12 protein-coding genes, 1 tRNA gene and 1 pseudogene are annotated in these 19,537 nt (G+C 60.8%); 5 read left to right on the top strand and 9 right to left on the bottom strand.

The window, feature by feature from the left end:
* Positions 1-207: 207 nt before the first annotated feature.
* From AC0L25_RS22985 to AC0L25_RS23000, 4 genes are all read left to right on the top strand, one after another.
* Positions 208-2,061, top strand: coding sequence for an ABC transporter ATP-binding protein (locus tag AC0L25_RS22985; protein ID WP_473597614.1), 1,854 nt, complete (start codon positions 208-210; stop codon positions 2,059-2,061).
* The gene (gene dapB / locus AC0L25_RS22990) at positions 2,058-2,900 is read left to right on the top strand and encodes a 4-hydroxy-tetrahydrodipicolinate reductase (protein WP_473597615.1); all 843 of its coding nucleotides are present in this window, start codon (positions 2,058-2,060) and stop codon (positions 2,898-2,900) included. Before AC0L25_RS22985 ends, dapB begins: the two co-directional genes overlap by 4 nt.
* A gap of 32 nt (positions 2,901-2,932) precedes the next feature.
* The gene (locus AC0L25_RS22995) at positions 2,933-3,556 is read left to right on the top strand and encodes a 2,3-bisphosphoglycerate-dependent phosphoglycerate mutase (protein ID WP_473597616.1); all 624 of its coding nucleotides are present in this window, start codon (positions 2,933-2,935) and stop codon (positions 3,554-3,556) included.
* 133 nt (positions 3,557-3,689) lie between these two features.
* Positions 3,690-3,774, top strand: a tRNA-Leu gene (locus AC0L25_RS23000).
* Positions 3,775-4,043: 269 nt separating this feature from the next.
* Here the strand turns inward: AC0L25_RS23000 and AC0L25_RS23005 are convergent.
* The 5 genes and pseudogenes from AC0L25_RS23005 to AC0L25_RS23025 all read right to left on the bottom strand — a co-directional run.
* On the bottom strand, positions 4,044-5,114 hold the full coding sequence (locus AC0L25_RS23005) for an adenylate/guanylate cyclase domain-containing protein (RefSeq protein ID WP_473597617.1): 1,071 nt from the start codon (positions 5,112-5,114) through the stop codon (positions 4,044-4,046).
* A 3-nt stretch (positions 5,115-5,117) separates the two neighbouring features.
* Positions 5,118-5,609 (bottom strand): Rab family GTPase, encoded by a 492-nt coding sequence (locus AC0L25_RS23010; protein ID WP_473597618.1) that lies wholly within the window; start codon positions 5,607-5,609, stop codon positions 5,118-5,120.
* 16 nt (positions 5,610-5,625) lie between these two features.
* On the bottom strand, positions 5,626-8,691 hold the full coding sequence (locus AC0L25_RS23015; RefSeq protein WP_473597619.1) for an OmpA family protein: 3,066 nt from the start codon (positions 8,689-8,691) through the stop codon (positions 5,626-5,628).
* Positions 8,692-8,698: 7 nt separating this feature from the next.
* A complete protein-coding gene (locus AC0L25_RS23020) occupies positions 8,699-9,364 on the bottom strand; it encodes a hypothetical protein (protein WP_473597620.1) in 666 nt (221 codons plus the stop codon).
* Between the two features lie 607 nt (positions 9,365-9,971).
* Positions 9,972-10,123 (bottom strand): annotated as a pseudogene (locus AC0L25_RS23025) (IS110 family transposase); the annotation flags it as partial.
* A 160-nt stretch (positions 10,124-10,283) separates the two neighbouring features.
* Here AC0L25_RS23025 and AC0L25_RS23030 point away from each other — a divergent pair.
* The gene (locus tag AC0L25_RS23030) at positions 10,284-13,145 is read left to right on the top strand and encodes a trifunctional glycosyltransferase/class I SAM-dependent methyltransferase/polysaccharide deacetylase (protein ID WP_473597621.1); all 2,862 of its coding nucleotides are present in this window, start codon (positions 10,284-10,286) and stop codon (positions 13,143-13,145) included.
* A 38-nt stretch (positions 13,146-13,183) separates the two neighbouring features.
* On the opposite strand, the gene AC0L25_RS23035 is transcribed toward AC0L25_RS23030, so the two are convergent.
* The 4 genes from AC0L25_RS23035 to AC0L25_RS23050 form a co-directional block, all read right to left on the bottom strand.
* Complete coding sequence (locus tag AC0L25_RS23035; RefSeq protein WP_473597622.1) at positions 13,184-13,864, bottom strand: peroxiredoxin-like family protein; 681 nt, start codon at positions 13,862-13,864, stop codon at positions 13,184-13,186.
* An 18-nt stretch (positions 13,865-13,882) separates the two neighbouring features.
* Entirely contained in the window at positions 13,883-17,182 is a 3,300-nt protein-coding gene (locus tag AC0L25_RS23040) for an ATP-binding protein (RefSeq protein WP_473597623.1), read from the bottom strand.
* A gap of 279 nt (positions 17,183-17,461) precedes the next feature.
* Positions 17,462-18,847 (bottom strand): hypothetical protein, encoded by a 1,386-nt coding sequence (locus tag AC0L25_RS23045; protein WP_473597624.1) that lies wholly within the window; start codon positions 18,845-18,847, stop codon positions 17,462-17,464.
* Between the two features lie 121 nt (positions 18,848-18,968).
* Positions 18,969-19,493, bottom strand: a complete 525-nt coding sequence (locus AC0L25_RS23050) for a GNAT family N-acetyltransferase (RefSeq protein ID WP_473597625.1) — start codon at positions 19,491-19,493, stop codon at positions 18,969-18,971.
* Between the last annotated feature and the right edge of the window lie 44 nt (positions 19,494-19,537).

The raw sequence follows: 19,537 nt of genomic DNA on the forward strand, positions 1-19,537 counted from the left end.
CCTACAGGAAGTGAATCACGAACGTCGCCTCACTGGAATCCCCTCTCGATTCAACCTGAGCGTCCGACGCTCTAATGTCTGGGGGGGACTCCACTCGATGAAATTTTGCCGGCCTCTGCCATAGGCAAGCCGCCACCGGAGCGCTAAGAGGATTGCCGAATTGGTCCGGCCGCGGAGCCGAACCGACATCACTGGAACGATCCCGACTTGAACCAGTCGCCAAACCACCAAGCCAAAGCCCGGCCCGGCGAGATCGTGGCGGTGATCCGCCGCATCATCGCCGAGAACAGCCACGACTACCGCTGGTATTATGTTCTGGCCGTTCTGTGCCTGGTGACGGTTGCGGCCACGACCGCCTTCACCGCCTGGATCATGAAGGATGTCGTCGACCAGATCTTCTACGAGCAACGCGGCGATCTCATCGCGCTGATCTGCGGATCGATCCTGAGCGCCTTCATGCTGCGCGGGCTGGCCACCTACGGCCAGGCGGTAACGCTGGCCAGGATCGGCAACAATCTGGTGGCCCGCTACCAGCGCCGCATCTTCGCTCATCTGATGAAGCTCGGCATCGGTTTCTTCAACGACACGCGCTCGGGCCGGCTGGCCGCCCAGATCAACGAGAACGTCAACGGCATCCGCGACCTGCTCTCGATGACGCTGACCTCCGTGGCACGCGACGCCGTATCGCTGATCGCGCTGATCGGCGTCATGATCTGGCAGGATCCGATGCTGTCCCTGATGTCGCTGCTGATCGGGCCGCCGCTGATCTACACGGTGATCTACCTGACCCGCAGAATAAGGCGCGCAACGCGCGAAGCGGTGCAGATCAACTCGCGGCTGATCGGCGCCATGCAGGAAGCAACGCAAGGCATCGCCATCGTCAAGGCCTTTACGCTGGAGGACGAGCTGTCGCGCCGCATCAGCAGTCTTGTCGACGGTGCCGAGCAGCGGGCAAACCGCATCGCCCGCGTGTCGGAGCGGCTGACGCCGATCTCCGAAATGCTGGCCGGCTTCGCCGTTGCCGGCGTGATCGCCTATTCCGGCTACCGGGCAGCCGTCGGCGGCCAGCCGCCCGGTGCGGTCTTTTCCTTCATCACCGCACTGCTGCTTGCCTACGACCCGGCCCGGCGGCTGGCGCGCATGCAGGTCGGCATGGAACGGGCGCTGGTCAATGCGCGCATGATCTACGAACTGCTCGACCTCGAGCCGCAGCAGGGCGACGCGCCCGGAGCGGCCGAAGCGAAGATCATCCGCGGCGAGGTGCGCTTTAACAATGTGTCGTTCGGCTATGTCACCGACGCTCCGGTGCTGCAGGATCTCAGCTTCGTTGCCGCCGCCGGCAAGATGACGGCCATCGTCGGCGCCTCGGGCGCCGGCAAGTCGACGCTGGTGGCGCTGCTGCAGCGTTTCCACGATATCGAGGCGGGCAGCATCGAGGTCGACGGTCAGGACATTTCGAAAGTCACCAAGCAGTCGCTGCGCCGCTCCATCGCCTATGTCTCGCAGCAGCCCTATCTGTTCGAAGGCACGATTCGCGACAACATCCGCTACGGGCGGCTGAGCGCCAGCGACGCCGAGATCGAGCTGGCCGCGCAACAGGCCGAGGCCGATGGCTTCATCCGCCAGCAGCCGCAGGGCTATGACACCCCTGTCGGCGAAGGCGGCCTAACGCTGTCGGGCGGCCAGCGCCAGCGCCTGTCGATCGCCCGCGCCATCGTGCGGCAGGCGCCGATCCTGCTGCTCGACGAGGCGACCTCGGCGCTCGACAACGAGGCCGAAGCGCGCGTCCAGCAGGCGCTGACCCAGGTTATGAAAGGGCGCACGACCATCGTCATCGCGCACCGGCTGTCGACCGTGGTCAATGCCGACCATATCATCGTGCTGGAACAGGGCCGGCTGGTCGAGCAAGGCACGCATGCCTCGCTGATGGCCGACCCGCACAGCGTTTATGCCCGGTTCCACCGGGTGCAGGGCAACAAGGGGCTGGGGCTTGTCGACGACGGCAAGCCAATCCAAACTCCGGTGCGACGGGCGAAAAAGGCGATCGGGAGAACTTTATGAGCGGTACACCCACAAACGATCCCCCCGTCGGTGAAATGGGCCTGGTGGTGGTCGGCGCGGCCGGAAGGATGGGCCAGGCGCTGATCCGCGCCATCCACACGATACCGGGCGCCCGCGTCGCCGGCGCGATCGCACGGGCCGGCTCGCCGCATATCGGCAAGGATGCCGGCGAACTGGCCGGCATCGGCAGGATCAACGTGGCGATCGGCGACGATCCGTTGCCTGCCTTCGCCAAGGCCGACGGCGTGCTCGATTTCACGACACCTGCGACGACCGTCGAATTCGCCGGCTATGCGGCGCAGGCGCGCATCGCCCATATCGTCGGCACCACCGGCTGCTCGGCGGACGACAATGCCAGGATCGCTGCTGCGGCGCGCCATGCGACGATCGTCAAGTCAGGCAATATGAGCCTCGGCGTCAATCTGCTGGCGGTGCTGGTGGAGCAGGCGGCGCGCGCGCTCGACGCCGACGATTTCGACATCGAAATCCTGGAAATGCATCACCGGCACAAGGTCGACGCACCTTCGGGCACGGCGCTGCTGCTCGGTGAAGCCGCCGCCACTGGGCGCGGCATCGATCTTGACGGGAACAGCGTGCGGTCGCGCGACGGCCACACCGGCGTGCGAAAGACCGGCTCGATCGGCTTCGCCACGCTGCGCGGCGGCTCGGTGGTCGGCGACCACTCCGTGGTGCTGGCCGGCACCGGCGAGCGCATTACGCTCGCCCATCACGCCGAGGACCGGGCGATCTTCGCCCGCGGCGCGGTCAAGGCCGCACTGTGGGCGCGCGGCAGGAAGCCGGGACTGTATTCGATGCGCGACGTGCTCGGACTCGCCTGAGACGATCTGATCCACAAACTGAAGGAGCAAAAATGTCGGGAACTCTCGTGCTCGTGCGCCACGGCCAGAGCGAATGGAACCTGAAGAACCTTTTCACCGGATGGCGCGATGTCGACCTGACCGAATTGGGCCACGCCGAGGCCAAGGAGGCAGGCGCCAAGCTGAAGGCGCGCGGCATGAAGTTCGACATCGCCTTCACCTCGTCGCTGATCAGGGCGCAGAAGACCTGCCAGCACATTCTCGACGCCGTCGGTCAGAGCGATCTTGAGACCATCCGCGACCAGGCGCTGAACGAGCGCGACTATGGCGACCTCTCCGGCCTCAACAAGGACGACGCGCGCAAGAAATGGGGCGAGGAACAGGTGCATGTCTGGCGCCGCTCCTACGACGTGCCGCCGCCCGGCGGCGAAAGCCTGAAGGACACCGGCGCGCGCGTCTGGCCCTATTATCTGCACGACATGCAACCCTATGTGCTGCGCGGCGGCACTGTGCTGGTGGCGGCGCACGGCAATTCGCTGCGCGCGCTGATCATGGCGCTGGACGGCAAGTCGGGCGAGGAGATCGTCAGACTGGAGCTCGGCACCGGCGTGCCGGTCATCTACAAGCTCAACGCCGATTCGACGGTGGCATCGAAGGAAGTGCTGGAGGGCGCATGACCCCGAACCGCAGGTTCGGAAAGGATCATGCGCAGATTCAAAACGACACTAGCCGGCGAGCGGGGCGTGTTTCTTGATTGAGCAAAAAAGCGCGTTGACACTCACCCCTTGCCCGCCTAAAGAGCCCGCACCAGCCCAGATGGCGGAATTGGTAGACGCGCACGGTTCAGGTCCGTGTTCCGCAAGGAGTGGAGGTTCGAGTCCTCTTCTGGGCACCATCATCTTGTAAGCACCTGTCATTCAGGTTCTGATTCGCCAGTTTGGCCCAGTTGTAACAGTGACTGTTATAGTCGGGGCTCGAATCGGATGGCGACACTGCCCGAACGGATGATGACACGCAGCGGCACTTTTACTGCCGAATTTGACCCAGGACAGACCTTTGGCGGTCGCTCGGTGGTCAACTGCACCTCTGCGGACATTCGAAACCATGATGTTTGACTAGCTTAAGATGCAATGCGCTCCAGGGTCGGCACTGCCAAGCGGCAAATCAGGCCGGGAGCCGCCACATTCGCACACGACCTGTACCACGCAATTCCGTTTCCGCGAGTGGGTCGCAAGCAAAGTTTGGTCCAAGCAGTTTGCGAGTTGCATCCGAAATACGGATTTCATCGGGCTCCGCTGACGTTTGAATACGTGCGGCGAGATTAACGGTCTCGCCCCACAGGTCATAGGCAAACCGCCTTTTGCCTATGACGCCCGCGACGATTGGTCCTGAGTGAATTCCAATTCTGAGTCTTATCGGTTCTCCTGCGAAGCGTTCGCGCTTAACTGCCTTCCGCAGTTCAAGTGCATAGTGCGCAAGGGCTTCTGCATGATCGGGTCGCGCGACGGGCAGGCCAGCGACCACCATCACACAATCGCCGATTGTCTTGATCTTTTCGCAGCCGTATCGTTCCGAGAGCAGATCCGCCGCCTTGAAGAAGTAATTTAAAATAGCGAGCGTTGTCTCGGCTCCGACGCTCCGCGCTCTTTCCGTAAAGCCGACGATGTCGGCAAAAAGCACACTCACGTCAGCATGGCTGTCTGCAATTTGTTCGTCCGCTTTTAACCGCTCCGCGATCGACGCTGGAAGAATGTTGAGGAGTAGGCTTTCGGCGCGCTGGTATTCACGCGACAGTCCCTCTTGGCTCTGCCTCAACGCCTCATTTGTCAATTGTAACTTTTCGTTGAGTTGACGCTCCCTCTCTTGCAGGAGTGTCATTTCATACGCCTTCTGTTGAAGCCGCTGCCTATTGTCGCGTTCGGCAGTGGCGTCAAGAAAGAGCAGCCACACGCTGGCATTGTCAGCAAAAAGATGAAGGTCCGCGACACGCCCGCTGGGCAGTTCGACCATGGCCATATGATATGGAAGCTCCGGACAAGGCAGTAAGCCTTCCATGAATTCAAGCTGCTCGGCTACGGGCTTGCCAACGCAAAGCGATGATAGGCCGTAATGTTCAACACTACCGCCCTTAGCAGCGATGCAAAGCTGGGCGTCGATTTTCAGATATGCGACAGAGTGCTCGTTGTAGAAGAAATCGTAAATCCAGCTTCTGACTTCTCTTGGCAATCCATGCATGGTTTATTTGGCAACCATCGAAGCAAGCTGACGAAACGCATCATCAACGTGTTCACCTGAAAGCGCACTTGTTAGATAGATTTGCCATCCAAGTTGCCTCAGTTCGTTAATCTCACTATCCGCTATTGCCCACCGATCGGCCAGATCGGATTTGTTGAACAGCAACACGAACGGCATAGCGCCGAATTCGGCCTCGGCCCGCTCGCGCAGCGTGAGCGCCACGGCAAGAGTAGCGGCGCGGGTGCCATCGACTACAAGCACGAGCCCGCTCGCTCCTCGCACATAGCTTACGCGAAAGGAGCCGATATCGTCTTCGCCGGCCAAATCCCACAAAATCAGATCCACGGTTATATCCGGCAGTACAACACTCTTCTTGTCGATTTTCACGCCCACCGTGGTCAAGTAGGTTTCTGAAAAGATGCTTTGCACAAACCTGCGAACCAGACTCGTCTTTCCGACAGCGAACCCGCCCAACATGCAGATCTTCTTTTGCAATATCCTGGGCTCCGCCCTAGTGGAAGTTTACCGTAACCGAAACTCTGCGATTGGCGGAGCTCCCGGTTCGGCTAGTTTCAGTCTCCGCTGGCTCAAAGGTGCCCGCGCCGCGAACCAAGAGCAATTCCGGATCGACGCCGCGCTTCTTGAGAAGCGCACGAACTGTCTCCGCGCGGGCGGCGCTGATCGACACGTTGGCCGTTTCACGGCCAGTCGCGTCCGAATGGCCGGTCAACATGAACTGTGCTGTCACGCCTGCCTTGCGGGCGTCCTTGGCCAATTCCTTCAACTGATTCGCCAATTTGTCGAGAACCGGCAGTTGCTCTGGTCCCGGTACAGCCTTGCCGGAATCGAAGAAAATGTCGACCGCTTGAATAGCCTCCCTCAAATGCGTGAGTTTCTGAGGGGTCAACTCACGCAGCTCGGAAATTTCTAGAGAGAGTCCGTCCGCGGCCAGCTGTTGGGCGGCGACCCGCGCCCGATCTATCCAGGCGGCAGGAGCCTCACCCATGACAACGATGCGATCCTTGATGATCGAAAATCGTACTGAATCCGGCGGAGTCAGCGACGCCATCAGCCGCTTCACCACGAACTTCGGATCAAGGCTCTGATAGAATTGCCAGTGTGAATGAACGCGGGCAGGATCGACCCCTGTTCCGGACAGCAGAGCCTGCGGGTCGGCGGCCTGCGGGTCTCTCAGGCCGGAAATGTAGAAATGTCCGCGCCTCGCCGTTTGTTGGGCTACGATGATCCCCGGTTGGGCCTCAAGTCGCGACACATAGTGCTGCCAGTGCTCCGCCGCGCGTGCTTCGGGGCTCACATCACGAACCTTGGAGATGTCGAATACCGGTCCGCCTGCCGAAAGCTGTCGAGCCGCCGCGCGTGCCCGATCTATCCAGGTGTCAGGAGCCTCACCCTCGGCAACGATGCGGTCCTCGACGATCGAAAGCCGAACCGATTTCGGCGGGGTCAGTGACGCGGTTAGCCGCTTCAGCACGAACTCCGGATCAAGGCTCTGATAGAATTGCCACTGCGAATGAACGCGGGCGGGATCGACCTGCGTTCCGGACAACAGCGATTGCGGGTCGGCGGCAAGCGGGTCTCTCAGGCCGGCAATATAGAATTGGCCATCGCGCATCTTTTGTTCGGCAACGATGATGCCCGGCTGCGTACTCAGTCGCGACACATAGGTCTGCCAGTGCTCCGCCCCGCGTGCTTCGGGGCTCACATCACGAACCTTGGAGATGTCGAATACCGGTCCGCCTGCCGAAAGTTGTTGGGCGGCGGCCCGCGCCCGGTTGATCCAGGTGTCGGGAGCCTCGCCCTCGGCAACGATGCGATCATTGATGATCGAAAGTCGTACCGAATCCGGCGGAGCCAGCGACGCAGTTAGCCGCTTCAGCACGAACTTCGGCTCAAGGCTCTGATAGAATTGCCAGTGTGAATGAACGCGGGCAGGATCGACCCCTGTTCCGGACAGCAGAGCCTGCGGGTCGGCGGCCTGCGGGTCTCTCAGGCCGGAAATGTAGAAATGTCCGCGCCTCGCCGTTTGTTGGGCTACGATGATCCCCGGTTGGGCCTCAAGTCGCGACACATAGTGCTGCCAGTGCTCCGCCGCGCGTGCTTCGGGGCTCACATCACGAACCTTGGAGACGTCGAATACCGGTCCGCCTGCCGAAAGCTGTCCGGCCGCTGCGCGTGCCCGATCTATCCAGGTGTCGGGAGCCTCACCCTCGGCGACGATGCGATCCTCGACGATCGAAAGCCGTACTGAATCCGGCGGAGCCAGCGACGCCGTTAGCCGCTTCAACACGAACTCCGGCTCAAGGCTCTGATAGAATTGCCACTGAGAATGAACGCGGGCGGGATCGACCTGCGTTCCCGACAACAGCGACTGCGGGTCGGCGGCAAGCGGGTCTCTCAGGCCGGCAATATAGAATTGGCCATCGCGCATCTTGTGTTCGGCAACGATGATGCCCGGCTGGGTACTCAGCCGCGACACATAGGCCTGCCAGCGCTGCCCGGATTGCCAGGAAAGAAGGAACCAACCGCCTGTCGGAATCAAAACCAGCAGGACTGCAGCCACCACCAACCACGGAAATCCCTGGTTTGAGTCCTCCTGCTTCAGTTCAACGCAGGTCTGCAACTGCGACTCTATGCCGGCCAACTGCGAACTGTCGCCGTCAAACTGCTCTAAAGCCTGTGAGTATTCATCATGGATCCGAAACAACACATCGCGGAATATTTCATGTAATTCTTCTGGCGGATTTCCCCGGATCACCGCGACCAAGGTCGCAAACGGTCCAACTTCCGACCAGAGACGAAGCTCCCCAAAACGGATAGTGTCCAGGCCGCTCTGTTCTTTCTCGTTAAATGAGTCTTTCACAAAATCTTGAATTGCACTAAGCATAGAAGAAATGAGTTGAGGATCTTCGCTCGTTGCATTATCGGCAGTTACATGCGCTATCAAAAGCCCGGAATTGCGGTTAATAAGAAAGACATGCTCTACGCGATAGACAAGAGAATGTTTAAGAACAACTTCTGAGAAGCTAGCACCCGTTCTCCAGGCTTCAAATCTCCACTTGAGCCCATGCCAGGTAAATATATGTCTTAAAGTTTCATTCAGCGACTGAAAGGTCTGATCGATCTTTTCCCCGATCGACTTGCGAATTGCCGGCAGAAACACCGGGTATAATATATCCGTAAGCGTACGCGGGCTCTTCTGGATGGACCGTTGCACGGCCCTCTCGACAGCTGGCGCAAGGGCTTCGCCGAGTTGCGCATAAGGCGCACGTGCGGCTGCACTGGGGAGAACACCCCCAACTGCAGACGCAAGCTGCTCAGGTTCGTCGAGCAGGTGCGTAACTCGTGAAAGCTCCGAAATTTCGCGGCCGACCAGCAATTGGCGCAGCGTTGCCATGCGAGGATCGGCGGTTGGAACTCCGTCGAAACGCGCACGATAGTCCGGATCAACGTTCCGGGCAATTTCGACCAAAAGACTAGCCAGAGCCTCGCGATCAATCTCTGTATCGTTCGAAGCTGCTTTTTGAGCAAGGCTGATTGGGTCGACGGTGGACGTCAAGTTCCGATCAACTCACTTTCCAACTACGCTCCGAGTTGCTCTTGCTGCCGGCGGGATCCTGATTCAGACATTTTGCAACCTCGACAAACAGGCCAGCCAAAAGATTTCGGTCGGTCTTGACGTTGCTGAGATCGGAAAACATTTTCTCCATCAGCATCTGCATGCTTTCATTCTTTTGCTTGATTTCCTCACGCAGCAGTTGATCGCTTCGATTTATCCGGTCCGCAACTTCGCGCTCAAGCTCGCTCAATTGATCCGACAACGCGCGCACCTGCTTTTCAAGCGCCTGATTTTGCTCGCGAAGATTCCGGTCGATCTCCTTGTCGGCCTCGGCTCGTGCATCCTTTTCGTTCCGCAATTGCGCCGCGAGCGATTCAACCTGCTTCTTTGCATTCGACTCGTACATTTCAAGGTTGCGCTTGGCCTCGGATTCGACATCCTTGAAGCGCTGCAAGAACCGTTCTTCAAGCTTGGAAAAACGGCGGTCATAGTCCTGCATCTGGTTGCCGAACAGCAGATCACGTATCTTGTCGACACCTACAGCGTCGCCGGAGACCCCGCCCTCGCGAGCCTGGACTCCCATGAAGGCCAGCCCGTTTCCGTCTGCATTACTTATCAGATTTTCGTCCGCTTTATTTGCTGAAGAAGCGGTACTCGAAGATTCCTTAGCCATCCTTATGCCCCTTCATTTGAACACCTGCCACAGTGCAAAACTCAAAAACACCCAAGCATGTCAGCAAAATACCCGGCTAGCAAGCCGGAATCTTCTTGACTAAGGCCAATTCGAGCGCCCCTTTTACATCTCTTGAACTAGCTGCAAAAGCACGAGTTCCGATTGGGGTCGCTCCCGCATCTCTTTGTGATAGCAGCCATAGCCGCCTAATCTAATCGACCATTGGACGCAATCTACTATCGAAATGATTAATACAATGTCAGGCTATAGCTACTGAAGCGCAATTAAGTAGCGCAGATTTATTAGAAATATCTAAAGTAGCTGGTCTGGCGGTGCACATACTGTCTCGCACGCGGCTGTATACTGCGACGATCAGCTTCCGATTCGGGCGCAGCGGCAGAGGGAATGTCTACTTTTGCACGGAGAATGGCTGTTCGAGACTGCACCTCGGAATCGAGGCGTTTCGGTCGATAGGAGGGGAGCAATAGTCCCAATAACTGCAGTCATTCACACCAAAGCTTCAGTGGGCTTGCATTTATTGCGCCCCCGATTGCAAAGGACGTCAGTTTGCCGTAGCTGTTGCACTCATACGAGGCCGGGGACCGCAGCTTGTGGTCAGGGCGCCGACTCCGGGGATCGACACGAGTATGCGGCATGCTTGGCTTTGACGGGCATCTGCGACAGCTGGCGACCAAGCTCGGCGGCACGGATGCGAATGCTGCGCCAAGCTTCAAGCATCGGTAGCATGACAGGAGCAAGCTCGCTCTGCAGCCAAATGGCGGCGTCGCGGTATCTCGGGAGAGTTCGCAGGAGACTGTTTGGATGCAGCGTCGCTGAGGACCGTTTCCTTTGGCAGGAAATCGCCGACTATGTTTCGGGACTGTTGTTCTACCTTCGAACCAGGCGCAGGTAAGACGGCGTGGCGCATAATCCCTTGGTTTCAATCGTGGTTCCTGCGCACGACGCGGAGGTAACGCTGGCGCGCGCACTCGATTGCCTTCTCGATCAGGAAATAATGGACTGGGAGGCGATCGTCGTCGACGACGCCTCCACGGACGCCACCGCCGCGATTGTCGCCGGTTATGTAGAGCGCGATGCCCGGTTTCGGACGTTGAGCTCTTGCGCGTATAGCGCCGCCGGCGCGCGCAATAGCGGGATCTCGACAGCGCGCGGCCGCTGGCTCATGTTCCTGGATGCGGACGATTGGGTGGACGCCAGCTTCCTTGCGAAAATGCTGGCCGCACTTGAAGCCGCGCCCGATGCGGTCGCCGCCTATTGCGGTTCCCGGCGCGTGATGCCCGATGGCGAAGTCACCCCGTCGAGCATCCCAACGGAGGTTGCGATCCAGCCCTTCGAAACATTCGCGCGCCGGTGCGCCATTCGCACTCACGCGCTGCTCGTCGACCGGAAGACAATTGTCGAGTTGGGCGGCTTCGATGTTTCGCTTCGCACCTGCGAGGACTGGGATCTGTGGCAGCGCCTCGCACGTCTAGGCAAACGTTGGGTGATGGTCGACGAGACGCTCGCTTTCTATCGGACCAGCCCCAACTCGCTCACCCGCAATTCGACACAGATGCTGGCCGATGCGGAAATCGTGATCGCCCGCGGCTTTTCTCCTGATCCCAGGGTCAAACAGCCAGCATCGGCTCACGCTAATGGTGCGATCGAAACGAATGGCCGCACAGCTTCCGAAGCACTCGCGTGGTTCGCGTTGTGGAACGCCGCGTCGGATTGCGGCTGCGGCCGCCGCTCGATCAGCCCGCAGACCCTGCGCGCGCTCCCGGCAGGACGTAAGTGGGCGTGTGAGATCGCCAAGGTGGCCTTCGATGGCCTTACGGTAGGAAGCCTATCGGTGCCAGCGCAATTGGCTGCCAGGTGGGACAGGTTCGGCGGCTCGCTCACCGAGTTGATCATCGAACTCGGCAAGGTCTGGGACGATCCCGTCGCGGGTCGCCGCGTCCAGTATCACCTTGAGCAAATGCTTCTCGACGTCGACGATCTTGCCGCGCCGCGCAGGCTGGCGCGGACACTTGGAATTCGCGTCGACGTCCGAAATCCGACCTCGACCGAACTGCCGGAAGGAACCGATCAAATCTATGCCTATCTGATGATCGATGGCCGAATCGAGGCTGTCGTGCAGTTCGGCGTACTCGGGACGGTGACAAGGGATCATTGGATTGAATTGATCCAGAATGTCGTGCCCGCTGAGCGGCTTGAACGCCGGTCTGATCCGGACAGCCACTTTGGCAAACTCGCGCAATTGGCCGCGCAAGCGCGGGAGCTGGTTCGGTCGAGCGCCGAACCTGCGGAGCCTCCTGCGGCGCCGCGCCGCGCACGGCCCGGGCACGACAAGGATCGCACGTCGTTCTGGAATGGCTATTTCGCGACCGAGGACCCCTGGAACTACGGTTCGTCCTATGAGCAGGAAAAATATGAGCGGCAGCTCGAAATTCTGCCTGCCGGCCCGATCGGACGGGCGCTTGAGCTGGCCTGCGCGGAGGGGCACTTCACGCGGCAGCTGGCGCCGCGAGTGGGCCATCTGACCGCAACCGACATCTCCGCCGTAGCCATCGGGCGAGCGCGCGCGCGATGCAGCGATCAGCCGAATGTTGAGTTCGGCGTACTGGATTTCTGCGCGGACACGCTGCCGGGTGAAATGGACCTGATCGTCTGTTCGGAAGTGCTCTACTATCTGGATGATCTCGCCGAGTTGCGGCGCATCGCCAAAAAAATCGTTGAGGCGTTGGCGCCCGGCGGTAGTTTCATCAACGCACACGCATTCGTGTTACGTGACAATGTTGAAAGGACCGGCTTCGACTGGAACACATTCGGTGCACAAGCGATCTCAGAGGCGCTGGCAGCGACCGAAGGCCTCGTCCTCGATCAATCGATCCAGACCGAGCTCTATCGCATAGACCGCTTTCGCCGCCTGTCACCTGACGACGTGGCGACGGAACCGATGATTGATCAAGTGCCAATCCGCGCGCCCCTCGAAATCGGGGTCGCGCGAAATATCGTCTGGGGCGGGGCGCGGGCCTTGCGCCGCGACGTTGCGCGTAGCGAGCGGCGGCAGCGTATCCCTGTCCTCATGTATCACAGCGTCTCCGATGAAGGTCCGGCCGCGCTCGCCCGTTTTCGGCTCACGCCCGCCGCATTCCACAGTCAGATGGCATGGCTGCGCGCCAATGGCTTTCACGCGATTAGGTCCGAGCAGCTGGAAGAGTCCATCGCCAACCGTCAGCCCTTCGTTGGCCGCCCAGTGCTCATCACCTTCGACGACGGCTTCCAGAACTTCGCCGACCATGCCTGGCCGATCTTGCGCGCGAACGACCTGACCGGGGAAGTGTTCCTGGTGACGGACCTCGTGGGTGAAAGTGCACTGTGGGACGCCGACAGCGGTCCGCCGACACAGCTTATGGATGCCGGGACGGTGCGACGCCTCGCCGCCGAAGGTGCGTTCTTCGGAAGCCATCTGGCGACGCATCGCGCGATCGATGGTCTGTCGAGCTCTGACTTGGCCGCCGAGCTGCTGCGCTCTCGTATGTTCATCGAACGGTGGACCGGTCGGCCAACCACGGCGTTCGCGGCACCCTTTTCTGTCACCGACCGACGGCTTGGCAGGTTGGCCAAGGAGTGCGGCTATCGAATCGGCTTCGGCGGCAGACACGGGCCGGCGGACCTCGATTGCGATCCCATCGACCTTCCGCGCATCGAGATTCGCGGGGATCGCTCGCTCGATGACTTTGTGGCCAAGGTCGAGGCCGTGCTCGAAGAGCGGTGAACTTGTCAGTGTCCCGCCCGTTTACCTCGTTCGCAAGTTTATTGGGCGACTTGGGACACCGCTGACATCAGCTCCTGCGGGTTTGGCGCCCCAAACATGTATCGCCCACCCTCTGGAAACTCCGTGAAGCTCCAGCGGACGATCCCCTGCCGGTCCAGCAGGAATTGACCGACCAGTTGTCCGTGTCCCGTTGCCATCATCTGCTCGTCGGCATCGGTCACTTCGTACTTGTCCTTCTTGTTGAGAATTTCGCTGGCCGCAATAGGATCCATAGGACCAGGCAACTCGCCTGGTATGTCGACCCGCATGTCCTTTGCCGCTGCCATCGAGACCTTGTACGGCCAGTTCGTCTCGTTTTCGGTGAATTCGAGATTGGGCAGTCCAAAAGCACGATGTGAAGCGCGTTCAGGGTCGGAGGCCGCAAGCAGATTCGGCATCGGGTGGTACCGGAAATAGAGACGCGCCCGTTCGATCGGCGTGTTGACTACCGTCAGGCTCTCCACGCCCTTTTCGCGCAGTTCCGGATCAAGCCGCGCCTGGGCGGCGATATGGCGCCGGCAAAACGCACAATGCAGACCTCGAAACAGCCCGACCAGCACCGGTTTTTGTCCGCGAAAGTCGTCAAGCGCGATCTTGCCTTCCTGGGTAATGGCGTCGAGTACCACGTTCGGCGCACGGTCGCCCGGTTGAAGCGGTACCAAGTCACTGCGCGCGGACATTTCCAACCTCCAACCCGGCTAATCGAGAAAAGGCAGCACCACAAGCGCTTCCGGGTCGAGCCCGTGCTGGGCGCATATTCCCTGCGCCAGGGAAAAGTAGCGTTCGGCCTCGGCCAGATTGTCCAGGTCGAGATTGAGCGTTGCGAGACCATCATAGCACGGAAACAGCAGTTGGGGTTCGCCCGTTTGGCGGGCTATGTCCAGTGCTTCGTGGAACAAGCCAATCGCCAGTTCCGGACGGCCGTGGCACTGGTGGATCTGCGCAAGCACGATCAACGGCACCGGCAGGTGCTCGCGCTGGTCGAGCGCCCGGTCGATCTCGATGGCCTTCTCGGCAGCAGGCACGCCCTCTGTTGGACAGCGATCCGTGAAAGTACAACAAGCGACCGCCAGATTGGCGAGGAGGCGCGCCTGGAAACCCAAGTCACCAATATGGCGCGCCACTTCAAGACCGCGCCGACAGACCTCCATCGCATGTGCCGGATCGATGGTCGTGTAAAGCACGCCGAGATTGGTGTAGCCGCGGCAGGCCGCACCCAGCAGACCGGCGGCTTCGGCCAATTCAATGCTATGCTCAACCTGGCGCACGGCTTCACGGTTTCTCCCAAGGCGAGCCAACGCAACAGCCTTGGTATTAAGTGCCTCGGCGGTCACAAGAGTGGCATCCCACCCTACCTCGGAGTCATGCTCCGTTGTCAGAGAGCGTACGCAATCCAGCGCCGCGTCTGCCCATTTTGCCGCGAGAGCGTGATCTCCGCTACGGAACGCCTGTCGGCCACGTTCTTGCCAGAGATGCGCCTGCTCGATCGGGGCATCCGCTCCATCGAGGAGCGCTGTCGCTTCAGCATAGCGGGATTCGGCCTTGTCCCGCTTGCCGACGTCCCAGAGCAGCCGACCGATCTTACGCAAAACTCGCGCCGACGCGACACGATTGGCTGACTCGCGGTATGCCTGCAACACCGTCTGGTAATGGTGGTGCGCGATCTCGCGGCGGCCTGCCGGGCCGCTCAAATCGGCAATGCGCTCTGCAATTGCCAGTTTGAGCGGTGTGTGCCCGATCGCGCCCAACGCAGCCAGTGCTCGCTCGTAGAAACGAAGGGCGTCGTCGTTGGCGTATATCATGCGAGCGCGATCGCCCGCCGCCTGCAGGTAATGCGCGCCCCTCTCCCGCTCGGCGCTCAGTGCGAAATGATGACCGAGCACGGTCAAATCCTCGAGCCGTTCCGGCTTGCCGCCGCACAGTTGCTCCAAGGCAGCACCGACCCGCCCGTGGATCTCGGTCCGGCGTTGCAGGAGCATATTCTGGTAGATCACGTCCTGCAGCAATGTTTGCGTAAAGCGGTAGCTTTGCGACGAGACCGAGCCTAATCCGGCAACTTCCTTGATGATTTCCGCATCGCAAAGCAGTTCGCAGCCGGCTTCTAGCCGGCCGGGGTCGGCTGTCACGGCTTTCAGAAGTGTGGCATCGAAGCGCGGGCCGATTACCGCGGCTTCCTGGGCCAGCCGGCGCACCTCTTGGGGCAGCCGGTCGACGCGAGCAAGCGACATTGCCTGGATAGTGGCGGGAATGCCGGTTGCGACTTCGCCTGCCACAGTCCGCCATCTCTGGCCCTCGCGCATCAGTGCACCGCTATCGATAAGGCCGCGGACGATCTCCTCTACAAAAAGGGGGTTGCCGCCCGCGCGCTCAAGGATCTGGTCGAGAAGCCCTCCTGCGGAGTTTACCCAGCTCTCGCCGAAAAGCGCCGCCAGCAGGCTGCGTCCGTCATCATTGTTGAGCGGCGAAAGCCTGAGCGCTGTGTGACTGACCCGACTTGAGTCGAGCTGGCCGTTGTCCGGCGCCGGACGATGCGTGACCAGCAACATCAACCGCGTGCGTTCCAGCCTGTCCATCACGAAACGTAGTGCCTCGAGCGACACGGCGTCGGCCCAGTGCAGGTCTTCGACGACAATCAACAGCGGCGACAACGCAAGCCGCCGTTCGATGATTGTGCGGACTGCGTAGAGAATTTGCCGCCGCAGCTGCTCGGGCTCGACATGCTGCAAGGTGGCATCGGGGTCGCCAAGGCCGAGCACATGGTAGAGCAAAGGCATCAGCCGCTTCGCCTCCTCGCCCTGCAGGCCGAGATCGGTAAGCAAACCTGCGAGCTTCCCCCGCACTTCGTCCCCGCTGTCGTTTCGCATCATCCCGGCAGCGCTGCGCATCACTGCGCCCAAGGCGCCAAATGATTGTTCACCCAGTGGTGAGCACGTGGCCAGCCGCACGGCGACGTTGCGAAAACGATCCTCGTCGCCGACGCGGGCGACGAACTCCTTCACCAGCCGCGATTTCCCGATACCGGCTTCTCCGACGAGGCGGACAAGTTGGGCCGAGCCGCCGCACGCCTGGTCAAGGCTCGCCAGCATTCTATTGAGCTCCGCACCACGACCTATTATCGGCGCACTGAGGCCGAGCGCCTCGAGCCCGCGCGCTGCACGCGGCACCGCAAGCGGTGCATCCAGTCGATGGACGAGCACACTGCCAGCCTTGCCGCGAAACACGACATCACCCAGCGACTCGTAAGAGAAGGCATGCCGGGTCAGCCGGTAAGTGAGCTCGCCTACCAGCACCTCACCCGGTGCGGCCAGCGATTGCAGGCGTTGCGCTGTATTCACTGTGTCGCCGGTCACCGAATAGGATTTGGCGGTGCCGATTCCCAATCCGCCAGTAACGACCGGACCAGTGTTTATGCCGATGTGGAGTAACAGAGGCGAGCCGGAGTGGGGGGTGCTTTCGCCGAGCCGCGCCGTCCGGGCGATCATGTCGAGAGCGGCGCGAAGCGCACGTTCCGGATCGTCCTCATGCGCGACCGGCGCACCGAACAAAGCGAGCAGTGCATCACCGATGAATTTGTCGACGAAACCACCGAAGTTTCGCACGGCCGCCGTCAATTCCTTGAACAGTTGGTTCTGCAGCGCTTGCATGACCTCGGGGTCGAGCTGCTCGCTGAGTGTCGTGAAGCCGCAAAGGTCTGCGAACAGGACCGTTACCGTCCGGCGATCGGCGTCAGAAGCGGGATGCAGCCCTTCTTCGCTTTCGATGTTCGGAAGCAGCGACGGAGTTCGAGAAGGCGGCACAACGGTCCGGCTTGGTGTCTGAGAAGGCCGTTCGACGGCTTTTGCGTGCGCACCGAGGCTTGCCCCACATTTCGGACAGAACTCGAAATCAGGTGCGCAGGGGTAGCCGCAACTGGCGCATGGCACGGGCTGGCGCCTGCCACACCTCGGACAGAAGGCGTAACCGCCCTCAACCTCGAAACCGCAGCCCGAGCAGTCCATCGAACAAGACCTCACTAGAGGCCGTGATTCTCGCCACGCACTTCACGGCCAGGCTATTCACAAGGATGCACCGATAGCCATCGACCGGCAAGCGGCAGCGCAAATGGGCATCGAGCGATCCGTGTGGGTCCGGTGGCAAATGCCGATTCGGGCGGAAGCCGTCGTCGAAATCCTGAAAGGCATCAGCGTCAAGGAAGCGGCCGGATAAGACGCCAGAGGCTCACCGATAGATCGCCGTCGCTTGCGGTTGCGCACCAGAAAGTCAACCTGAAGTAAGGCTCAGCTCGCCTTGATCCCTGCCTGGCCGATCTTGCGCCATCGGGCGTTTTTGCGAACCAGTTTCAGATCGTCGGTCGTCTCGGCAAATGTCCGCAAACGGTATTGCCGGAGCAGGTCCGGGAAGAGCGCCCCTTCCGGCAGGCCGGCAAGCTGCTCGCGGACCGAGATCTTTTCATCGATGACCCGCATGCCCCAGGCATTTTCCCGAACCTGCAGCTCCGCAGCCAGATCGCGCTCTTCCGGCGCGTTTTCATCTAGCACAGCCAGCAGGATCGAGTGGAAAAGCGCTACATAACCAATCTGTCTCAGGCCGCCCACAACCCGCACGCGCGGCAATATGGCAAGGACGAGGAACATCAGGAACAAGTTCGGCAGCAGCACGCCGTCCAGCAGCGCCTGCCTGAGATGCGGCCGCTCAAACGGGATGGAAAGACCATGCGGCCTGTCTGACTCGATCAGGTGCCCGTTCTCGAGGACGAGCTTGCGCACGCGCTCCTCGCGGATGCCCCAGAAATAGGCCGTGGCATTGGGCAGGAATCTGCCAAACGGGCTCGATGCGGCCTCTTGCAAGGCGCGTTCGAGACGCTGGCGCCTTGCGGGCTCAATGAGCAGCCTGGAAAGAAGGCTGCCGTCATATTCTAGATGCCGCGCCATGGCAGAAGCGGCGAGCCGATCATCGATGAAAACCGGCAGGGCCATGCCGGAACGATCCCAATCGGCGACCAGATCCTCGTTGAGGGCTGTCAGCGCATCGGCGGCGGTTCCAAACACCTTGTCCTGGCTGGCAAGAAGTGTGCCCAGCCAGCGGCTGGCATCCGTTTCGTCACCCACCGCTTCGAGCGCGCGCTTGTTGAGGGTGACGGGACCGGCCGCGCAGGCGCTTTTGCGGCACAGTTTGTGGCGCCCCAGGCCAAACAGGTTCACCTTGTCGTCGCCGACATCGAGCCATCCCGGCCCCTCCCGGCCAATCGTCTCCATGGTCATCGTCGCTCCCATGAAGCCGAAGAAGGCCGACAGCCCGTTTTCGACCGCGCCGAGCCAGGCAAGCAGAAGGGCATCGAAGGTGATCCGGTCCATCAGAAGCAGGCAATGCAGGCCGGACTGAATCACCGGTCTGTGCTCGAACTCTTCGAGGGCCTTGCCGATCTCTTCAGGCTGCATGATCACACCAAGGCGCTGATGCAGGACTTCGCGCAGGATCGAGCGGGCAGCGATCGCCGGGCCCGATGCAGGCCTTGCCACCGGCCGCCACAGATGGCGGGCGTAATCGGAAACCGGTGCATTCCAGTTCTGCTCGATGTCACGCACGACTTCCGGGCAGAGCAGCGACAGCACAGCCAGAATTTCCGCCGGAGGCGTAGGGGTTGGGTCAAAGACGGCGGTCATCGGTCCCGTCTAGCCGCTTGCGGTGCAAACGCCAAGGGAGGCCAGTTCTCCATGAGCAATCGCCTGTTCGCCGACTCGGCATTGTTAGATTGGCTAAACAGTTGAGGCCAAACAGCGGATCTCAGAATCGCAGCCGGGCCATGCTCAGGAGGTCGTGGTACTGCCCGTCGGTAAAACCGGCCTTCACATGCCGGCCTTCGACCTCGAAGCCGTGGCTTGTGTAGAGACGGACGGCCGGTTCGTTGTCGGCATAGACGGTCAATTCGACCCGCTTCAGGGCGCGCCAGTTGTCGGCCACGTCAAGCAGCGCGCCGAGTATGGCAGAGCCGATACCCTTGCCGACAAAGGCATCGTCAAGGCCGATATTGATCTCGCCGATATGCGAACGGCGTGGCGAACCCTGCACGACCAGGCTGCCATGGCCGACGACCTTGCCGTCCAACTCGGCAACGATCCAGGTGGTTTCCTGGCCGGACTTGGCGATGCGCCGCTCCACCTGCTCCACCATCTCGAAGGGCATCCTCAGCGTGCCCCAGCGGAAGCCCGGCATGTTGAAGATAGCGCAAAGCGCCTCCGCATCGCTCAGCCGGACGGACCGGAGCTGCGGCTGGATTTTCTCTCGGGATGGCGAGGTCGTGCTGGTCATGGCGTTCCCGGCGAAGGCAATCGGCACGATGCACCGGACGTCAC

This window comes from Mesorhizobium sp. WSM4813 (assembly GCF_055811555.1).

Coding starts and splice junctions, on each gene's coding strand:
- dapB (WP_473597615.1), top strand. CDS start 2,058: ATGAGCGGTACACCCACAAACGATCCCCCCGTCGGTGAAATGGGCCTG.
- AC0L25_RS22995 (WP_473597616.1), top strand. CDS start 2,933: ATGTCGGGAACTCTCGTGCTCGTGCGCCACGGCCAGAGCGAATGGAAC.
- AC0L25_RS23005 (WP_473597617.1), bottom strand. CDS start 5,114: ATGCATGGATTGCCAAGAGAAGTCAGAAGCTGGATTTACGATTTCTTC.
- AC0L25_RS23020 (WP_473597620.1), bottom strand. CDS start 9,364: ATGGCTAAGGAATCTTCGAGTACCGCTTCTTCAGCAAATAAAGCGGAC.
- AC0L25_RS23035 (WP_473597622.1), bottom strand. CDS start 13,864: ATGTCCGCGCGCAGTGACTTGGTACCGCTTCAACCGGGCGACCGTGCG.
- AC0L25_RS23040 (WP_473597623.1), bottom strand. CDS start 17,182: ATGGACTGCTCGGGCTGCGGTTTCGAGGTTGAGGGCGGTTACGCCTTC.
- AC0L25_RS23045 (WP_473597624.1), bottom strand. CDS start 18,847: ATGACCGCCGTCTTTGACCCAACCCCTACGCCTCCGGCGGAAATTCTG.
- AC0L25_RS23050 (WP_473597625.1), bottom strand. CDS start 19,493: ATGACCAGCACGACCTCGCCATCCCGAGAGAAAATCCAGCCGCAGCTC.